Consider the following 14,378-nt stretch of genomic DNA (forward strand, 5'->3'; position numbering starts at 1 on the left):
ACCAGATTATTTTCGCTCTTTTATGGACCGCAAGCTCGATTGGCAAAAGTTATGGATTGCGGCCAGGAGAATATTTGTCTCTGGCCGCAATCATCCGGCCGGTCAGTAGCGATAGTGATCGCTTTTGTATGGGCCTTGTGGGGAAACGCCGATGTAGGAAGCCTGCTCTTCGGAAAGCTCGGTCAGCTTTACGCCCAGCTTGTTCAGGTGCAGCCGGGCTACCTTCTCGTCCAGATGTTTGGGCAGAACATAGACTTCGTTGGCATAGTCGCCCGTCTTGGTGAACAACTCGATCTGCGCCAATGTCTGGTTGGTGAACGAAGCTGACATCACGAAGGAAGGGTGACCTGTCGCGTTGCCCAGATTCAGCAACCGGCCTTCCGAAAGCAGGATAATGCGCTTGCCATCCGCAAATTCGATCATGTCGACCTGTGGCTTCACATTGGTCCATTTCAGGTTTTTCAACGCGCCAACCTGAATTTCATTATCGAAATGGCCAATATTGCCAACAATGCACATATCCTTGAATGCGCGCATATGCTCCAGCCGTACAACATCCTTGTTGCCGGTCGTGGTGATGACGATATCAGCCGTCGGCGCCGCATCTTCCAGCGTTACAACTTCAAAACCGTCCATTGCTGCCTGCAGTGCGCAGATCGGGTCAACTTCCGTTACCTTCACGCGGGCACCGGCACCGGCCAGCGAGGCAGCAGAACCTTTGCCCACATCGCCATAACCGCAAACCACAGCAACCTTGCCTGCCATCATCACGTCCGTTCCGCGGCGTATGCCGTCCACCAGCGATTCCTTGCAGCCATATTTGTTGTCGAATTTCGACTTGGTCACGCTGTCATTGACGTTGATGGCAGGGAACGGCAAAAGGCCCTTTTTCTGCAGCTGGTACAACCGGTTGACGCCCGTTGTCGTTTCTTCCGTCACCCCTTTGATGGCGTCACGCTGGCGGCTGAAAAAGCCCGGTGTCGCGGCCATCCGCTTGCGGATCTGTCGGAACAGGATTTCCTCTTCCTCATTTCCGGGGTTGGAGAGGACATCTTCTCCGGCTTCAGCGCGTGCGCCAATCAGAATGTACATGGTGGCGTCGCCACCATCATCCAGAATCATGTTGCTTGTGCCGCCATCCGGCCACTGGAAAATCCGGTCGGTGTACTCCCAGTAATCCTCAAGGGTTTCGCCCTTGATAGCAAAGACCGGGGTTCCGGTTGCGGCAATGGCGGCGGCGGCGTGGTCCTGCGTGGAAAAGATATTGCAGGAAGCCCAGCGCACCTCAGCGCCCAGCGCCTGCAGCGTCTCAATCAACACGCCGGTCTGAATTGTCATGTGCAGTGAGCCGGTAATGCGTGCGCCGGCCAGTGGCTTGCTTTGCCCGAACTCTTCCCGGCAGGCCATCAGGCCCGGCATTTCGGTTTCAGCAATGGTCAGCTCTTTGCGGCCCCAGTCAGCCAGAGCAATATCGTGGACGACATAATCGACAGCGGTCATGATGAATGATCCCGAACTTAAGCCCAGAGGGCACAAGAAGCATTTCCCGCCTGAACTGATGCGTTATAAAGGCAAGAAAATGCGACAAGACTATAAGTCAGGCAATTCCAGGCAGCGGTTTGACAGCGTGAAATGGCCCGTTATGCCCCGCAGTAGCAGATGCCCGGAGCGCACCGCAAGACGGACATAAACATTTCTTTATATCGCTATGAGTTTATAGGCTGCGTTCAGCAGTCTTCGCCAAAGCGGTCGGCAACCAGCGTGGCAATAGCTTCCAATGCTGCCTCAGCCTGGGGTCCGGTAGCGGTAACGTCGATTGTTGTTCCCTGACTGGCTGCCAGCATCATCAGCCCCATGATGGACTTTCCACCGACGGAAAACCCGTCACGGCTGATTGTCAGGTCGGCGTCGAAACATTCCGCAGTCTGGACAAATTTGGCAGATGCGCGTGCGTGAAGCCCACGCCGATTGACGATGCAAAGGCTGCGGCGAACGGGTTGCTCACGAGCGGTGGTGGAAAGATCGCTGGTTTGCGCCATTATTTGCCCGCCAGAATCCGGCTGGCAACGGCAATATATTTACGCCCGGCCTCCTGCGCTTCCACAAGCGCGGTTTCCATCGGCTGATTCTCCCGCACGCGCGCAAGTTTTATCAGCATGGGCAGGTTCACCCCGGCAAGCACGTCCACTTCTCCCATATCCATAACGGAAATTGCCAGATTGGAGGGGGTGCCACCGAACATATCGGTCAGGATGATGACACCCTTGCCGCGATCTGCGGCCTTCACCGCGTCGACGATATCGTCCCGCCGCTGTTCCATGTCATCATCCGGGCCAATGGACACCGTTTCGAATGCCTGTTGTGGCCCTACGACATGTTCCACGGCAGCTTTGAATTCTTTTGCCAGTTGGCCGTGGGTTACGAGCACCAGTCCGATCATGCTTGTCAATTCGCTCCAGCTACCTGCCAAAATGGGAGGCAGTTTGCGATTGTGCGCTTGCTTCCTTCCCGCCGCAAGATGCAACACGGAAACAGCCTGAATTATTCTTAAATCCAACGCAAATGTGAGTTTTTGCGGGATTTATTCCGCATCAACAACCAGTGATGTTTATGCTGCGCTGCAACTTTCATCACTGGTCTGATGAGAAAAGCATCAGAATTACCTCTGCACAAAAGACAGCCTGACGCGCCGGCAGAAAAATCTGGCGCACTGGGATGTTGTCAATCAGCACCGTCTCGTATTCGGGCAGGCGAGGGGAAGAATCTTGCAGGGTCACGGCCAGGCAGAGAGGGGTTGGCGGGGCCGGGGCAACCGGAACAATGCCCACGCCGGAAATCTCCATAAGGCCTTTCAGGACGTCAGGCGCCTGCCCGATCAACTGGTTATCTTGAACGGAAAGCAGCACCTGATCATCGCTGACCAGACCGGCCTGCCGGCCTTCCCGGCTTGCGGCGCGCATCAGACAAAGCGCAAGGGAGGATTTGCCGCTGCGCGCAGCGCCGGAAATAAACACGCCCTTGCCGTCAACCGAAACCAGCGTGGCGTGATGGTTGGTGCTCATGCCGATTCGGCCGGCAGTGATATTGTGAAGCGTGCACCGCCTATGCCGGACTCGGCATCAGGGTCACGAATATTGTCTGCCACCAGCGTGCCCGCATGCGCTTCAACAATCTGGCGACTGATGGAAAGACCCAGCCCGGAATTCTGTCCGAAAGCTTCGCTCGATGGCCGGTCAGTGTAAAACCGCTCGAAAATCCGGTCGATTTTTTCTGCCTGAATCCCCGGCCCATTGTCTTCAACCGTCACAATCACCCGTTTGGCGGTGCGGCGAAGCTTTATGGTAACGTGACCATCGTCTTCCGGGATGAACGATCGGGCATTGTCGATCAGATTGGTCAGAACCTGACTGAGCCGCAGGTCGTGCCCAGCCACGACAAAGCCTTTAAGACCATTTGGCGGGGGCTCCACGCTGAAGTCGATCTTCAGTTCGCGGCCGTTGCGACTGCGCGCCCTCGCTCCATCCACCACCGATGCCACAAGCTTGTCCAGTTGCACTTTGTCGGAAAGTTCGCGCGCCAGTTCAGCGTCCAGCCGTGACGCATCCGAAATGTCGGTGATCAAACGGTCGAGCCGCTTGACGTCATGCTGAATTATGGCGAGCAAACGCTGACGGGAATCTTCGTTGCGGGCCAATGGCAGCGTTTCGACGGCGCTGCGCAGTGAAGTCAGCGGGTTTTTCAACTCATGGCTCACATCTGCCGCAAATCGCTCTATGGCATCCAGTCGAGCGTACAGTGTGTTCGTCATGTCTCGCAGCGCACTGGCAAGATTGCCCACTTCGTCTGCACGGTCACCGAAGTCAGGAATTTCCTCTCTGGCATTGACTGAACGCCGCACCCGAATTGCCGCGGCAGACAGGCGACGCAATGGAGACGCAATGGTTGATGCCAGAAAAATCGACAGAAAAACGGTGACCAGAACAACGACAGCAAATGTGCGCACAATGGCCATGCGTTCAGCCTGCACAATTTTGTCGATATCGCCACCTTGAGTGGAGAGCATCAGAACGCCAAGAACCGCACGGAACCGCTGAATCGGTACGGCCACAGACACGATCAACTCGCCGTTTTCGGTCGAGCGCACGACAGTGGAAGGGCCACCGGTCAAGGCGTTGATCACTTCCGGATAAGTGCTGCCGGAACCGCCCGGGGTTTCATGATAAACGGGCAGGTCTGCGTTGCGAAACAGCCTTGCAGTCTTGTCGCCCAACCACTCCAGAAAGGGCCGCTCTTCCGGCTCAACGGCCGGGAGATTGTAACGCAATATCTGACCACGCGAATACAGGTGGCGTGAATCCAGAATCAGGTTTGCATCACGATCATAAATGCGAGCGCGCGTTCTTGTGGGTGAAATCAGCCGTCGCAGCAGGGGTGCCACGCGTTCCGGGTTGATCGGAAAATCCAGACTGTCGGAAAGGTCCATGCCGGGTTGCAAAGTTGCACCCGCCTGCAGTTCCATCAGCCGCTCCGGGTCCAGTGAAATGGAGTTGGTTTCCACCGTGGCAGATGAAGCAATGGCGCTGGCAATGATTTCGCCCTGCGTCAGAAGGCTTTCAACCCTGGCATCAATCAACCCGGCGCGAAACTGGTTGAGGTAGAGGATACCGGATACCAAAACGATGAGCGCGACCAGATTGAGAAATATGATCCGCCGCGTCAGGGATGAAAACACAGTGTGGCCCAGAAGCCAGTGGAGGCGCAGCAAAGCACGACGGACAAACGGAATTCGCCGCCACCGCGCGCGGCGCCCCTGACGCGGTGCGCCAGTTGAATTATCCGAAGTGTCGGTTGTCGAGGCCAAGCAGAATTTCCTGTTTATCGCCCGTAATGGGGCGATTTCCGTCCGGTGTTGTCAAACAGTCTGACAGGACAGTATAGCTGATTTCGTGGAGATAACCTAGATTTCACGAAATCTATAGCCAACACCATACAATGTTTCGATCATGTCGAAATCATCATCGATAACCTTGAACTTCTTGCGAAGACGCTTGATGTGGCTGTCAATTGTCCTGTCATCCACATAGACCTGCTCGTCATAAGCGGCGTCCATCAACGCGTCGCGGCTTTTAACTACGCCGGGGCGCTGCGCCAGGGAATGAAGAATCAGAAATTCGGTAACCGTCAAGGTTACGGGCTTGCCCATCCAGGTGCAGGTGTGTCGTTCCTGATCCATGACAAGCTGGCCACGCTCAAGCGATGCTTCAGCAACCTGGGTGCCTTTGGCCACGGCTTCCCGCGCGGCACCACGCCGCAAAATCGCGCGAACCCGCTCTACCAGCAGGCGCTGTGAAAACGGTTTGCGAATATAGTCGTCCGCGCCCATCTTCAGCCCGAAAAGCTCGTCAATTTCCTCATCTTTTGAGGTCAGAAAAATCACCGGAATGTCAGACTTCTGCCGCAAACGGCGCAAAAGCTCCATGCCGTCCATGCGCGGCATCTTGATGTCGAAGATTGCCAGATGCGGCGGCCGTGCCTGCAAACCTTCCAGCGCGGATGCACCGTCGGTATAGGTTTCCACCCGATATCCTTCGCTTTCCAATGCAATGGAAACCGAGGTCAGGATGTTGCGGTCATCATCAACCAGCGCAATTGTCGGCATGAACTTACAATCTCCAAATCAGCAATTTTAAACCTATGCCGTGCAATTGTGGCATTTCTACCACAATTGGGTCTGACTTAGCCAGACAAATCCCCAATACGCATTTTGTGCGCACCACCGGAGTGACCCTTTCAATGCGATATGCGGTTCTGCCGCGCAAAGAATAGTCCCGAAGCATCACGTTGGCTTGAAGCATAAAACGATTTAAATCGTAATATTTTTTATTAAAACGATTGAATTATTTCAAGCTGTTAGTATTTCGCCATCAGCATCTTGCTGTTTCATCATAATGCCCGTATTGGCCGATCTTGAGCTTACATTCTGGGTAGGCATTTTTTGACGGGAGCCAAAAAGCAATGGAAGATATCGGGCTTAGAAATCCGGAGAGCGGTATCGAGACGACGGGCCTTTCCGGGCTTTCTTCCGTCCGCTGGAACCTTCAGGAAGCCGAGCTTGTTGAAGCGGCTGTGCGGCGTGGAGAGGGCAAGCTGACCGCGCATGGCGCATTTGTCGCCACGACTGGCCAGCATACGGGCCGTTCCCCACGGGACAAATTCGTAGTGGAAGACGAAACCACGCAGTCACAGATCTGGTGGGACAACAACAAGCCGCTGAAGCCGGAAGCATTTGATCTTCTTTATGAAGACTTCAAGGAATTTGCCAAAGGCAAAGACCTGTTTGCCCAGGATCTGACGGGCGGTGCCGATGAAGCTTATTCCATTTCTACCCGGGTTGTCACAGAATATGCTTGGCATTCGCTGTTCATCCGCAACTTGTTGATCCGCCCGACACGCGATGCGCTGGAAAACTTTGTTCCGGAACTGACAATTATTGACTTTCCGTCATTCAAGGTTGATCCGGCACGTTATGGCGTTCGTTCCGAAACGCTGATCGCCTGTGATTTCAGACGCAAGATTATCCTCATTGCCGGTTCTCTCTATGGCGGTGAGATGAAGAAGTCTGTGTTCACGGTTCTGAATTACTTCCTGCCTGCGCGCAATGTGATGCCAATGCACTGCTCGGCCAATTCCGGCCCGGATGGTGATGTGGCCTTGTTCTTCGGCCTTTCCGGCACAGGCAAGACCACACTTTCGGCAGACCCTCGCCGCACGCTGATTGGCGATGACGAGCATGGCTGGGGCGACAATGGCATCTTCAACTTTGAAGGTGGTTGCTACGCCAAGACCATTCGCCTTTCGGCAGAAGCAGAGCCGGAGATTTTTGCCGTCACCCGCCGCTTCGGCACGGTGCTGGAAAATGTTGTGCTGGACGCAGATCGGGTTCCCGATTTCGAAGATGGCAGCCTGACGGAAAATACCCGTGCAGCTTACCCGCTTCCCTATATTCCCAATGCCAGCGAAACCGGTTTGGCGGGCCACCCGAAAAACATCGTGATGCTGACGGCGGATGCTTTTGGTGTTTTGCCTCCAATTGCCCGCCTGACGCCAGCCGAGGCAATGTATCACTTCCTCTCCGGTTACACGGCCAAGGTGGCTGGCACTGAACGGGGCGTGACAGAGCCGGAAGCAACTTTCTCCACCTGCTTTGGTGCGCCTTTCATGCCGCGCCATCCTTCCGAATACGGCAACCTCCTGCGCCGGCTGATTGCCGAGCATAAGGTGGATTGCTGGCTGGTCTCCACCGGCTGGACGGGCGGACCGTACGGCGTGGGGCAGCGCATGCCGATCCGCGTTACACGAGCATTGCTGAATGGCGTGCTGGATGGCTCCTTGCGTGAAGTTGAATTCCGCACGGATGAAAACTTCGGTTTCGAGGTGCCAGTTTCGGTTCCCGGGGTTCCAGAAGCCATTCTGAACCCGCGTGAAACCTGGCAGGACAAGGCAGCCTATGATGCGCAGGCACGCAAGCTGGCTGGCATGTTCCGCGCCAATTTCGAAAAGTTCGAAGCCTATGTGGATGAAGAGGTGCGCAAGGCAGCTCCCAATCTGCCTCTGGCAGCAGAGTAATCGCTTCGGCATAAGCCGCGGCGTTTCCGCATTGCCGAAATAGCTCTATAAAGCCCGTGCCGGTCCCGACCGGTGCGGGTTTCATGCATTTGGAGGCTGGATGATGCCGGCAGTTTCAGAAAGCGGCATTGTAGTTTCCAACCGGGTGACCATACCGCAGAGTGAACTGGAAGAAGTGTTCATTCGCGCCGGCGGGCCCGGCGGGCAGAATGTCAATAAGGTTGCAACGGCCGTGCAGTTGCGGTTTCTGGCTGCGGCCTCGGTGGTCTTGTCGGCTGAGGTCAAGGACCGGCTGTTGAGGCTGGCTGGCCAGCGGGCCACAAAGGATGGCGAGATCCTCATCGAGGCATCGCGTTATCGCACGCAGGAGCGAAACCGCGAAGATGCCCGCGAGCGATTGGTGGAACTCGTCCGGCGGGCGCTGGTGCCGCCACCACCGCCCCGGCGCAAGACGAGGCCTGGCAAAGGGGCAATCGAGCGGCGGCTGAAGGAAAAGAAAGGCCGCTCCGACATCAAACGGATGCGCGGGCGTGTTGATGATTAGTTATTTCCCGTTGAAACGGTTACGTTTCAAACAAGACAATGGGTTATGGCAAGTTGACTGGAACGGTTTTGCGCATATTTGAGTTGCTGCAGGCCGTATGCTCGTTTCAAGTTCTGTTGACTGTCTTCAGACACAGAAACGCCATGAAAGGCTCGCCTGCTTAAGTGCAGGATGTGGTTCCAACCGCAGGAAAGGCGAAGACCATGCTTCAGCGCCGTCAATTTCTAATGGCCGCAGCGGCCCTGTCTTTGCTGCCGGTTTCACGCGGCTTTGCTCAAAGCGAAAATTTTTCGGTAACAATGACCGACGCCGAGTGGCGGGCAAAGCTGACGCCGGACCAATTTGCCGTTCTGCGGCAGGAGGCGACCGAGCGTCCATTCTCCAGCCAGTTGAACGCATCAAAGCGGCGCGGGGTTTATCATTGCGCTGGTTGTGACACGGCGGTCTACTCGTCAACCGCCAAATATGATTCCGGCACCGGTTGGCCAAGTTTTTATGAGGCAATAGACGGCTCGGTCGGTACCCGCACCGATTATCGGATTGTTGTGCCGCGCACAGAGGTGCATTGCGCAACTTGCGGTGGTCACCTCGGACATATTTTCGATGATGGCCCGCCGCCCACCGGTAAACGGCATTGCATCAACGGCATTGCGTTGAATTTTTCACCAGGTGCCCGCACAAGCTGACCTGTGACGATAGCTTAACGCTTCATTCATAATGCGGGCGCATCCTTCATTTGCGGACGGTATTTTTTGAGCCAGATTTTTATTGTATTTCCAATTGTTTAGCGCCTGAAATTGTTTTGTATCATGTGGTTATGGCGCTGCGCCGGTTGGGAAAACACAAAAACTCTTCAAAGTTTCCCCCCCTGAAACTGAAGGAGATGTTGAAGGACCGCTGATGCGTTGCCATATAATGCGAGAAGGGAAAAAGCGCCGAGGTTTGGGCTTTTGACCATTTAAGTCGCTTGATACAAGGACTTGTCGCATATGAGCAGGATGACACCGTTTTCAAATCCTTTGCTTCTGGGCTTCGATGGCGTTGAGAGAACGCTGGAGAGGCTGCAGAAGAGCGGGGATGGCTATCCGCCATACAATATCGAGCGGATACAGCCGGACCCGGAAGCGGGCGGAGACACGGTCATCAGGATAACGCTGGCTGTTGCCGGATTCTCTTCCGGTGATCTCGACATCACAACCGAGGAAAATCAGCTGACGATCCGGGGCTCACAGGCGGATCAGAAAGACCGGGATTTTCTGCATCGGGGTATTGCCTCCCGTCATTTTCAGCGCAGTTTTCTGCTGGCAGACGGTATGCGTATCATCGGGGCGGAACTGAAGAACGGCCTTTTGTCGATTGACCTGGCAAGGCCAAAACCCGAGCGTGTCGTCAAGAAAATCGAGATTGTTGTTGCAGATTAACAATTTCGAACTGCTCAGAAAGGAGCATGAAAATGGTCGATGTTCGTTCCTCCCCATACAGTGACCGTGAACTGGCAGCCCTTGGCGAAGGGCATGTCGCTTATCTGCGCCGTATGTCGTCGGATGATATAAGAGCGCGGTTTCCTACTGCACAGTCCATTCGTCCAGGCATAAAATTATGGGCGCTGTTTTCCGCAGATGGCACTCCGCTTGCCGTTTCGGATGATCGCGGCAGCATTCTGGCAAGCGCCAGCGAAAATGAATTGCAGACGGTAAGCCTGCACTGATCTGGTTGGTCCGCGACCGGAATTGGTCCACAATTTCGGTCGCGTCGCTTTTGGCGGATTTGGGTTTGTCAGTTGTGGGAAATGATATCGTAAAGTGCGGCGGCGTCAGGTGCGCTGCGAAGAGCCTTTACAGCGTCTGGATTGCGCAACAGGCGGGCCACGCGCGAAAGCGACTTCAGGTGGTCGGCGCCTGAATCTTCCGGTGCCAGAAGCAGAAACACAAGGTCTACCGGCTCGTCATCCAGCGCCTCAAAATCCACCGGTCTGCTGGCTCGCCCGAAAACCCCCAGAATCCTGTTCAATTCCTTCAGCTTGCCGTGCGGAATGGCAACGCCATTGCCCACGCCGGTAGAGCCCAGCTTTTCCCGACGGATGATAGCATCGAAAACCTCACGCTCGGGCAGGTTGGCAAGCTGCGCTGCGCGTTCTGCCAGTTCCTGAAGTATCTGCTTTTTGGATTGGCCCCTGAGCGATGAAATGACAGCCTGGGGGCTTATGATATCGATTGGCATCAGCGAGAATATGTCCATGACTATGGTTATGACCGGCCAAGGCCATGCAGCGGCTGTTTACAGCATCAGCGAATAAATCTGTATCGCTTTTCTATCCCAGGTCAAAAAAACAACCATGCGCCGTTGGGTGATCCAACGACGCATGGCACATCATAAGTTTGATTTCAGGCCAATCAGGCTCGGTTCAGCAAGGTAGAGGGGTCTACCCAACCGACATTTCCATCTGGCCGACGGTAAACGACGTTGATTTCACCGCTGCCGGCATTTTTGAAAATGACGACGGGACTGTCACGACGGTCAAGTTCCATCACTGCGCCAGCCACCGAGAAAATGCCAACAGGAAACGAGGTTTCCGCAACAATTGCCGGTGCGTAGTCTTCTGGCACATCGTCACTCTCATCCGAGATGGGTGCGAAGACTGAATAGGCAACTTCACTGGTCTTGCCGGTTCCGGCAGCCTTGTGGTCTTTCAGACGCCGCTTGTACCGGCGCAGACGTTTTTCAATTCGTTCGCAAGCTTCGGCGAAGCTTGCTTCAGGGTCATGCGCCATACCGGCCGCCTGGAAGGTAACGCCGGTATCAAGCCTCAATGAGCAATCTGTATTAAAGCGGGACGATTCCTTTGAGATAACGACGGTACCTGAATAGTTGCCGTCGAAATATTTCGCGACCTGTTCCATCAGCCGGTCTTCAATCCGGGTCCGAAACGCCTCACCGACATCCATGTGCCGGCCCGATACGCGAATTGACATACTTGCTTTCCTTCCCTCTATCTCCGCAGAGATTTTGTCCGCCGCTCTGACCGGCCCCACTTTATCCCTGCATAGGAATAAACGTATCCGCCTTACGCGCGGTAGCAAGCGAAACTTGCAACTGGGTGCTCATTCTCGCGTGCATATACAACCAACGCAGAACAAAGGCCGATGGTTTCGAAACTTAAGATTGCAAAATCTCGTAGGAGGTCACGACACCAGACTTTTTGCCGCCATCTCCCGACGCCGCTGAACCGAAGACCCTATGCCCTGCGACTCACGATATTTGGCAACTGTACGGCGTGCCACATCAATGCCATCCCGCTTTAAATACGCGGCAATGTCGTCATCCGACAGCACCCGCCCCAAGGCCTCAGATGCAATCAGACGTTTGATTCGCTGCTTCACACTTTCTGCAGAATGGGAGTCACCCTCACTGGACGCGCCAATCGCAGCAGAGAAAAGCTGTTTGAATTCAAAGGTTCCTCGCGGCGTCTGAATGTATTTCCCGGCGGCAACTCGGCTGACGGTGGATTCGTGCAGGTCGACTGATTCGGCAATTGCCGCCAAAGTCATCGGCTTCAGCCCCGCCATGCCATGCTGCAGGAACCCGGTCTGTCGCCGTACAATTTCGCTGGCAACCCGCAGAATGCTTTTTGCACGTTGATCGAGAGAGCGGATCAACCAGCCGGCGCTGCTGCGACACTGCGCCAGATATTGCTGCTCGTGCTCGGTTCCGCAGTGTCTGACCATCGTTTCGGCTTCGCTAGTTATCAGAACGCGTGGCAAGGCGCGTTGATTCAGTTGCACCCGCCAGTGGCCGCTGCTTGCCTGTTCTACAATTACATCCGGAATGATCATGTTGCCCGTGTCATGAGCAAATCGCATACCCGGACGCGGATCAAGATGGCGGATCTCTGCCAGAATATCCAACAGGCCAGCTTCGTCTTCCCCCGTCAGGCGGCGCAATGCGGCAAAATCGCGACGCGCCAGCAGATCCAGATGGGCGAGAACCGAAGCGATGACCGGATCCAGCCGGTTGCGACGCGCCAGTTGCAATGAAAGGCAGCCTGGCAGATCGTCAGCGAACAATCCGGCAGGCTCTGCCTGTGCCTGCAATCGTTGCAAACATTGCAGAACGGCCGACTCAGGCAATAAAAAATCGCGCGCAATATCGCCTGCGCGGGCTCGAATATATCCGGACCGGTCGAGATGCTGCACCAGAATCTCGCCAATCCTGATGTCTTCGGGGGTTTTCAGAATGTCGATCACTTCTGCCAGCGCGTGGCCATACAGTGAGGCCGGATTGTCGGGCAGATTGTCCAGCGTGTTGTCTGTCACCCTGCCAGTACTGGCCATTTCTGAGCGTTGAGAGCTGACAGCCGGTGCCACGGTGATCTCCAGAAGCGGGTTCTGCTCGGCCTCGTGCTCCAGAAAAGCCTGCAACTCCAATGCGCCAAATTGCAGCAGCCGGATCGACTGTAGCAATTGCGGCGTCATCGCCAGAGACTGGCTCTGGCGGGCCTGAAGTTTGAGGGAGAAATTCATGAATTTCCGCTCGAAAATCACAATCAGTAGAAAACTGCGATGTCACGCACGAGTCAAGCTCTGGCCTCCAACCGCTGCGAAATTGGCCCGCACCGCTCAATAAGGTCTTTTGGCCGCCGGAGCATTATCGCTTCGACGGGAAATGCGAAGGCTATTGTATTGCCGCATTGTCCTGCCGCTGAAGCGTTACCGCTTCAGCGGGAAATGCGAAGGCCTTTTGTCCTGCCGCATTGTCCTTTCGTCGAAGCATTAACGCTTCAACGGGAATGCTAGTAGGTAAACTGCTCGCCAAGATAAATGCGTCGGACGTCACTGTTCGCCACAATTTCCTGCGGCGTGCCATGCGTCAGCACAGCGCCCGCGTGCATGATGTACGCTCTGTCAATCAACCCCAGGGTTTCCCGCACATTGTGATCGGTGATCAACACACCAATGCCACGTCGGGTCAGATGCCTCACCAGTTCCTGAATGTCGGCCACCGCAATCGGATCCACCCCGGCAAACGGCTCATCCAGCAGCATGAAATTGGGCCTCGACGCCAATGCGCGTGCAATTTCGCAGCGCCTTCGCTCACCACCCGAAAGGGCAGTCGCAGGCTGTTTGCGCAAATGGCTGATGCCAAATTCTTCCAGAAGCGCGGTCAATTGGCGATCCCGCGCCGCACTGTCCTTTTCAACCACTTCCAGCACGGCCCGAATGTTGTTTTCAACCGAGAGACCACGAAAAATCGAGGCTTCCTGCGGCAGATAACCGATGCCAAGCCGCGCACGTCGATACATCGGCACCCGGGTAATATCGTGCCCGTCCAGTTCAATCCGACCACTGTCTACGCCAATCAGGCCGGTGATCATGTAAAAGCAGGTTGTTTTGCCTGCGCCATTGGGGCCCAGCAGGCCCACCGCTTCGCCACGCCGAACACCAACCTGCACGCCATCCACAACCCGGCGTCCGCGATAGGTCTTGGTAATGCCACGCGCCACAAGCGTGCCATGCGCCGAATTGGCGTCCGGGCTGGTGTAGAAGGGCTTGGTTTGGGAATGTTCGGCTGAAATCGGCGTAACTCCAAAAAAAATCAACGCGTTGCGGTTACCGCTCAGCCATTGGGCTGGCTGTTGGGTGAAAGCAACATGCGCACGCGCCCGCCGGCAGGTGCCGCCGCGCCGCCGCAATCCCGGCTTTGCAACTGGGCTACGCTGGTTTCCATATGAATTGTCAGGCGGCAGCCCGTTGCAACATTGGGGCCCTGGGTCAGCACAACGTCGCCCGACATCACAACAATCTGAGTTTTCATGTCAAAATCTGCGCGGTTGGCCGTCGCCACCTGATCGGTTGATTTGACATAGACATCGCCTTCCGCTTCCAGCCGGTCGATGTCGCTGGAATTGCCCGGCATGTTGCTGGTGGCAACGGCTTGCGCTCCATCCTGCGCCTTGCGCACATAATGCACAATCAATTTGGCGGCACGCATCATTGTCTCGCCCTGCACAACCTCAACATCACCGGAAAATGTGGCGATGGAGTTTGCATCATCAACATCCAGCTGGTTCGATTCAATGGTGATTGGCTGGTCACCCTGAACCTGCAACCCGCCGAAATTCTCCCCGAAGCCGCCTTGCTGTGCATAAACTGCCGAGGGCAGGGCCATAACGGCAAGGGCGACCATCAATTTTACAAAACGGTTCATATTC

Annotated in this window: 16 protein-coding genes; 5 read left to right on the forward strand and 11 right to left on the reverse strand. The window is 55.4% G+C overall.

The features are described from left to right. Positions 1–102: 102 nt before the first annotated feature. From ahcY to FPY71_RS16785, 6 genes are all read right to left on the reverse strand, one after another. Positions 103–1,500, reverse strand: a complete 1,398-nt coding sequence (gene ahcY / locus FPY71_RS16760; RefSeq protein ID WP_149301479.1) for an adenosylhomocysteinase — start codon at positions 1,498–1,500, stop codon at positions 103–105. Between the two features lie 227 nt (positions 1,501–1,727). Beyond that, the gene (locus FPY71_RS16765) at positions 1,728–2,039 is read right to left on the reverse strand and encodes an HPr family phosphocarrier protein (RefSeq protein ID WP_149301480.1); all 312 of its coding nucleotides are present in this window, start codon (positions 2,037–2,039) and stop codon (positions 1,728–1,730) included. Beyond that, positions 2,039–2,440 (reverse strand): PTS sugar transporter subunit IIA, encoded by a 402-nt coding sequence (locus FPY71_RS16770; RefSeq protein ID WP_149301481.1) that lies wholly within the window; start codon positions 2,438–2,440, stop codon positions 2,039–2,041. The genes FPY71_RS16765 and FPY71_RS16770 overlap by 1 nt, the downstream gene beginning before the upstream one ends. A gap of 190 nt (positions 2,441–2,630) precedes the next feature. Beyond that, a complete protein-coding gene (locus FPY71_RS16775) occupies positions 2,631–3,062 on the reverse strand; it encodes an HPr kinase/phosphorylase (protein WP_149301482.1) in 432 nt (143 codons plus the stop codon). Next, positions 3,059–4,861 carry a sensor histidine kinase gene (locus FPY71_RS16780; protein ID WP_149301483.1) on the reverse strand — a complete coding sequence of 601 codons (1,803 nt, stop codon included), beginning with the start codon at positions 4,859–4,861 and terminating at the stop codon, positions 3,059–3,061. Before FPY71_RS16780 ends, FPY71_RS16775 begins: the two co-directional genes overlap by 4 nt. Positions 4,862–4,957: 96 nt before the next feature. Further along, a complete protein-coding gene (locus FPY71_RS16785; protein WP_149301484.1) occupies positions 4,958–5,659 on the reverse strand; it encodes a response regulator transcription factor in 702 nt (233 codons plus the stop codon). Between the two features lie 356 nt (positions 5,660–6,015). Between FPY71_RS16785 and FPY71_RS16790 the strand changes: the two genes are divergently transcribed. From FPY71_RS16790 to FPY71_RS16810, 5 genes are all read left to right on the forward strand, one after another. Further along, positions 6,016–7,626 (forward strand): phosphoenolpyruvate carboxykinase, encoded by a 1,611-nt coding sequence (locus FPY71_RS16790; RefSeq protein WP_149301485.1) that lies wholly within the window; start codon positions 6,016–6,018, stop codon positions 7,624–7,626. Positions 7,627–7,729: 103 nt separating this feature from the next. Further along, positions 7,730–8,170 carry an alternative ribosome rescue aminoacyl-tRNA hydrolase ArfB gene (gene arfB, locus FPY71_RS16795; RefSeq protein WP_149301486.1) on the forward strand — a complete coding sequence of 147 codons (441 nt, stop codon included), beginning with the start codon at positions 7,730–7,732 and terminating at the stop codon, positions 8,168–8,170. A 203-nt stretch (positions 8,171–8,373) separates the two neighbouring features. Further along, positions 8,374–8,856 (forward strand): peptide-methionine (R)-S-oxide reductase MsrB, encoded by a 483-nt coding sequence (gene msrB / locus FPY71_RS16800; protein ID WP_149301487.1) that lies wholly within the window; start codon positions 8,374–8,376, stop codon positions 8,854–8,856. Between the two features lie 303 nt (positions 8,857–9,159). Continuing rightward, entirely contained in the window at positions 9,160–9,591 is a 432-nt protein-coding gene (locus FPY71_RS16805) for an Hsp20 family protein (protein WP_149301488.1), read from the forward strand. 32 nt (positions 9,592–9,623) lie between these two features. After that, positions 9,624–9,878 (forward strand): BQ00720 family protein, encoded by a 255-nt coding sequence (locus tag FPY71_RS16810; protein WP_149301489.1) that lies wholly within the window; start codon positions 9,624–9,626, stop codon positions 9,876–9,878. 68 nt (positions 9,879–9,946) lie between these two features. On the opposite strand, the gene ptsN is transcribed toward FPY71_RS16810, so the two are convergent. The 5 genes from ptsN to FPY71_RS16835 all read right to left on the reverse strand — a co-directional run bounded on the left by ptsN (position 9,947) and on the right by FPY71_RS16835 (position 14,374). Then, positions 9,947–10,390, reverse strand: a complete 444-nt coding sequence (gene ptsN, locus FPY71_RS16815) for a PTS IIA-like nitrogen regulatory protein PtsN (protein WP_149301490.1) — start codon at positions 10,388–10,390, stop codon at positions 9,947–9,949. A 173-nt stretch (positions 10,391–10,563) separates the two neighbouring features. Further along, the gene (gene hpf, locus FPY71_RS16820) at positions 10,564–11,142 is read right to left on the reverse strand and encodes a ribosome hibernation-promoting factor, HPF/YfiA family (protein WP_149301491.1); all 579 of its coding nucleotides are present in this window, start codon (positions 11,140–11,142) and stop codon (positions 10,564–10,566) included. Between the two features lie 210 nt (positions 11,143–11,352). Further along, positions 11,353–12,690, reverse strand: coding sequence for an RNA polymerase factor sigma-54 (rpoN, locus tag FPY71_RS16825; RefSeq protein WP_149301492.1), 1,338 nt, complete (start codon positions 12,688–12,690; stop codon positions 11,353–11,355). 269 nt (positions 12,691–12,959) lie between these two features. Then, positions 12,960–13,742 carry an LPS export ABC transporter ATP-binding protein gene (gene lptB, locus FPY71_RS16830; protein ID WP_425457909.1) on the reverse strand — a complete coding sequence of 261 codons (783 nt, stop codon included), beginning with the start codon at positions 13,740–13,742 and terminating at the stop codon, positions 12,960–12,962. A 41-nt stretch (positions 13,743–13,783) separates the two neighbouring features. Beyond that, positions 13,784–14,374 carry an LptA/OstA family protein gene (locus FPY71_RS16835; RefSeq protein ID WP_149301493.1) on the reverse strand — a complete coding sequence of 197 codons (591 nt, stop codon included), beginning with the start codon at positions 14,372–14,374 and terminating at the stop codon, positions 13,784–13,786. Positions 14,375–14,378: the final 4 nt, after the last annotated feature.

It is taken from the genome of Aureimonas fodinaquatilis (assembly GCF_008369445.1).
GTDB lineage: Bacteria > Pseudomonadota > Alphaproteobacteria > Rhizobiales > Rhizobiaceae > Aureimonas > Aureimonas fodinaquatilis.

Excerpts from the sequence above, each read along its gene's own strand:
- FPY71_RS16805 (WP_149301488.1), top strand. The coding sequence starts at position 9,160 with ATGAGCAGGATGACACCGTTTTCAAATCCTTTGCTTCTGGGCTTCGAT.
- hpf (WP_149301491.1), bottom strand. The coding sequence starts at position 11,142 with ATGTCAATTCGCGTATCGGGCCGGCACATGGATGTCGGTGAGGCGTTT.
- arfB (WP_149301486.1), top strand. The coding sequence starts at position 7,730 with ATGCCGGCAGTTTCAGAAAGCGGCATTGTAGTTTCCAACCGGGTGACC.
- ptsN (WP_149301490.1), bottom strand. The coding sequence starts at position 10,390 with ATGCCAATCGATATCATAAGCCCCCAGGCTGTCATTTCATCGCTCAGG.
- rpoN (WP_149301492.1), bottom strand. The coding sequence starts at position 12,690 with ATGAATTTCTCCCTCAAACTTCAGGCCCGCCAGAGCCAGTCTCTGGCG.
- FPY71_RS16765 (WP_149301480.1), bottom strand. The coding sequence starts at position 2,039 with ATGGCGCAAACCAGCGATCTTTCCACCACCGCTCGTGAGCAACCCGTT.
- FPY71_RS16835 (WP_149301493.1), bottom strand. The coding sequence starts at position 14,374 with ATGAACCGTTTTGTAAAATTGATGGTCGCCCTTGCCGTTATGGCCCTG.
- FPY71_RS16810 (WP_149301489.1), top strand. The coding sequence starts at position 9,624 with ATGGTCGATGTTCGTTCCTCCCCATACAGTGACCGTGAACTGGCAGCC.
- FPY71_RS16790 (WP_149301485.1), top strand. The coding sequence starts at position 6,016 with ATGGAAGATATCGGGCTTAGAAATCCGGAGAGCGGTATCGAGACGACG.
- FPY71_RS16770 (WP_149301481.1), bottom strand. The coding sequence starts at position 2,440 with ATGATCGGACTGGTGCTCGTAACCCACGGCCAACTGGCAAAAGAATTC.
- FPY71_RS16775 (WP_149301482.1), bottom strand. The coding sequence starts at position 3,062 with ATGAGCACCAACCATCACGCCACGCTGGTTTCGGTTGACGGCAAGGGC.
- FPY71_RS16785 (WP_149301484.1), bottom strand. The coding sequence starts at position 5,659 with ATGCCGACAATTGCGCTGGTTGATGATGACCGCAACATCCTGACCTCG.
- msrB (WP_149301487.1), top strand. The coding sequence starts at position 8,374 with ATGCTTCAGCGCCGTCAATTTCTAATGGCCGCAGCGGCCCTGTCTTTG.
- ahcY (WP_149301479.1), bottom strand. The coding sequence starts at position 1,500 with ATGACCGCTGTCGATTATGTCGTCCACGATATTGCTCTGGCTGACTGG.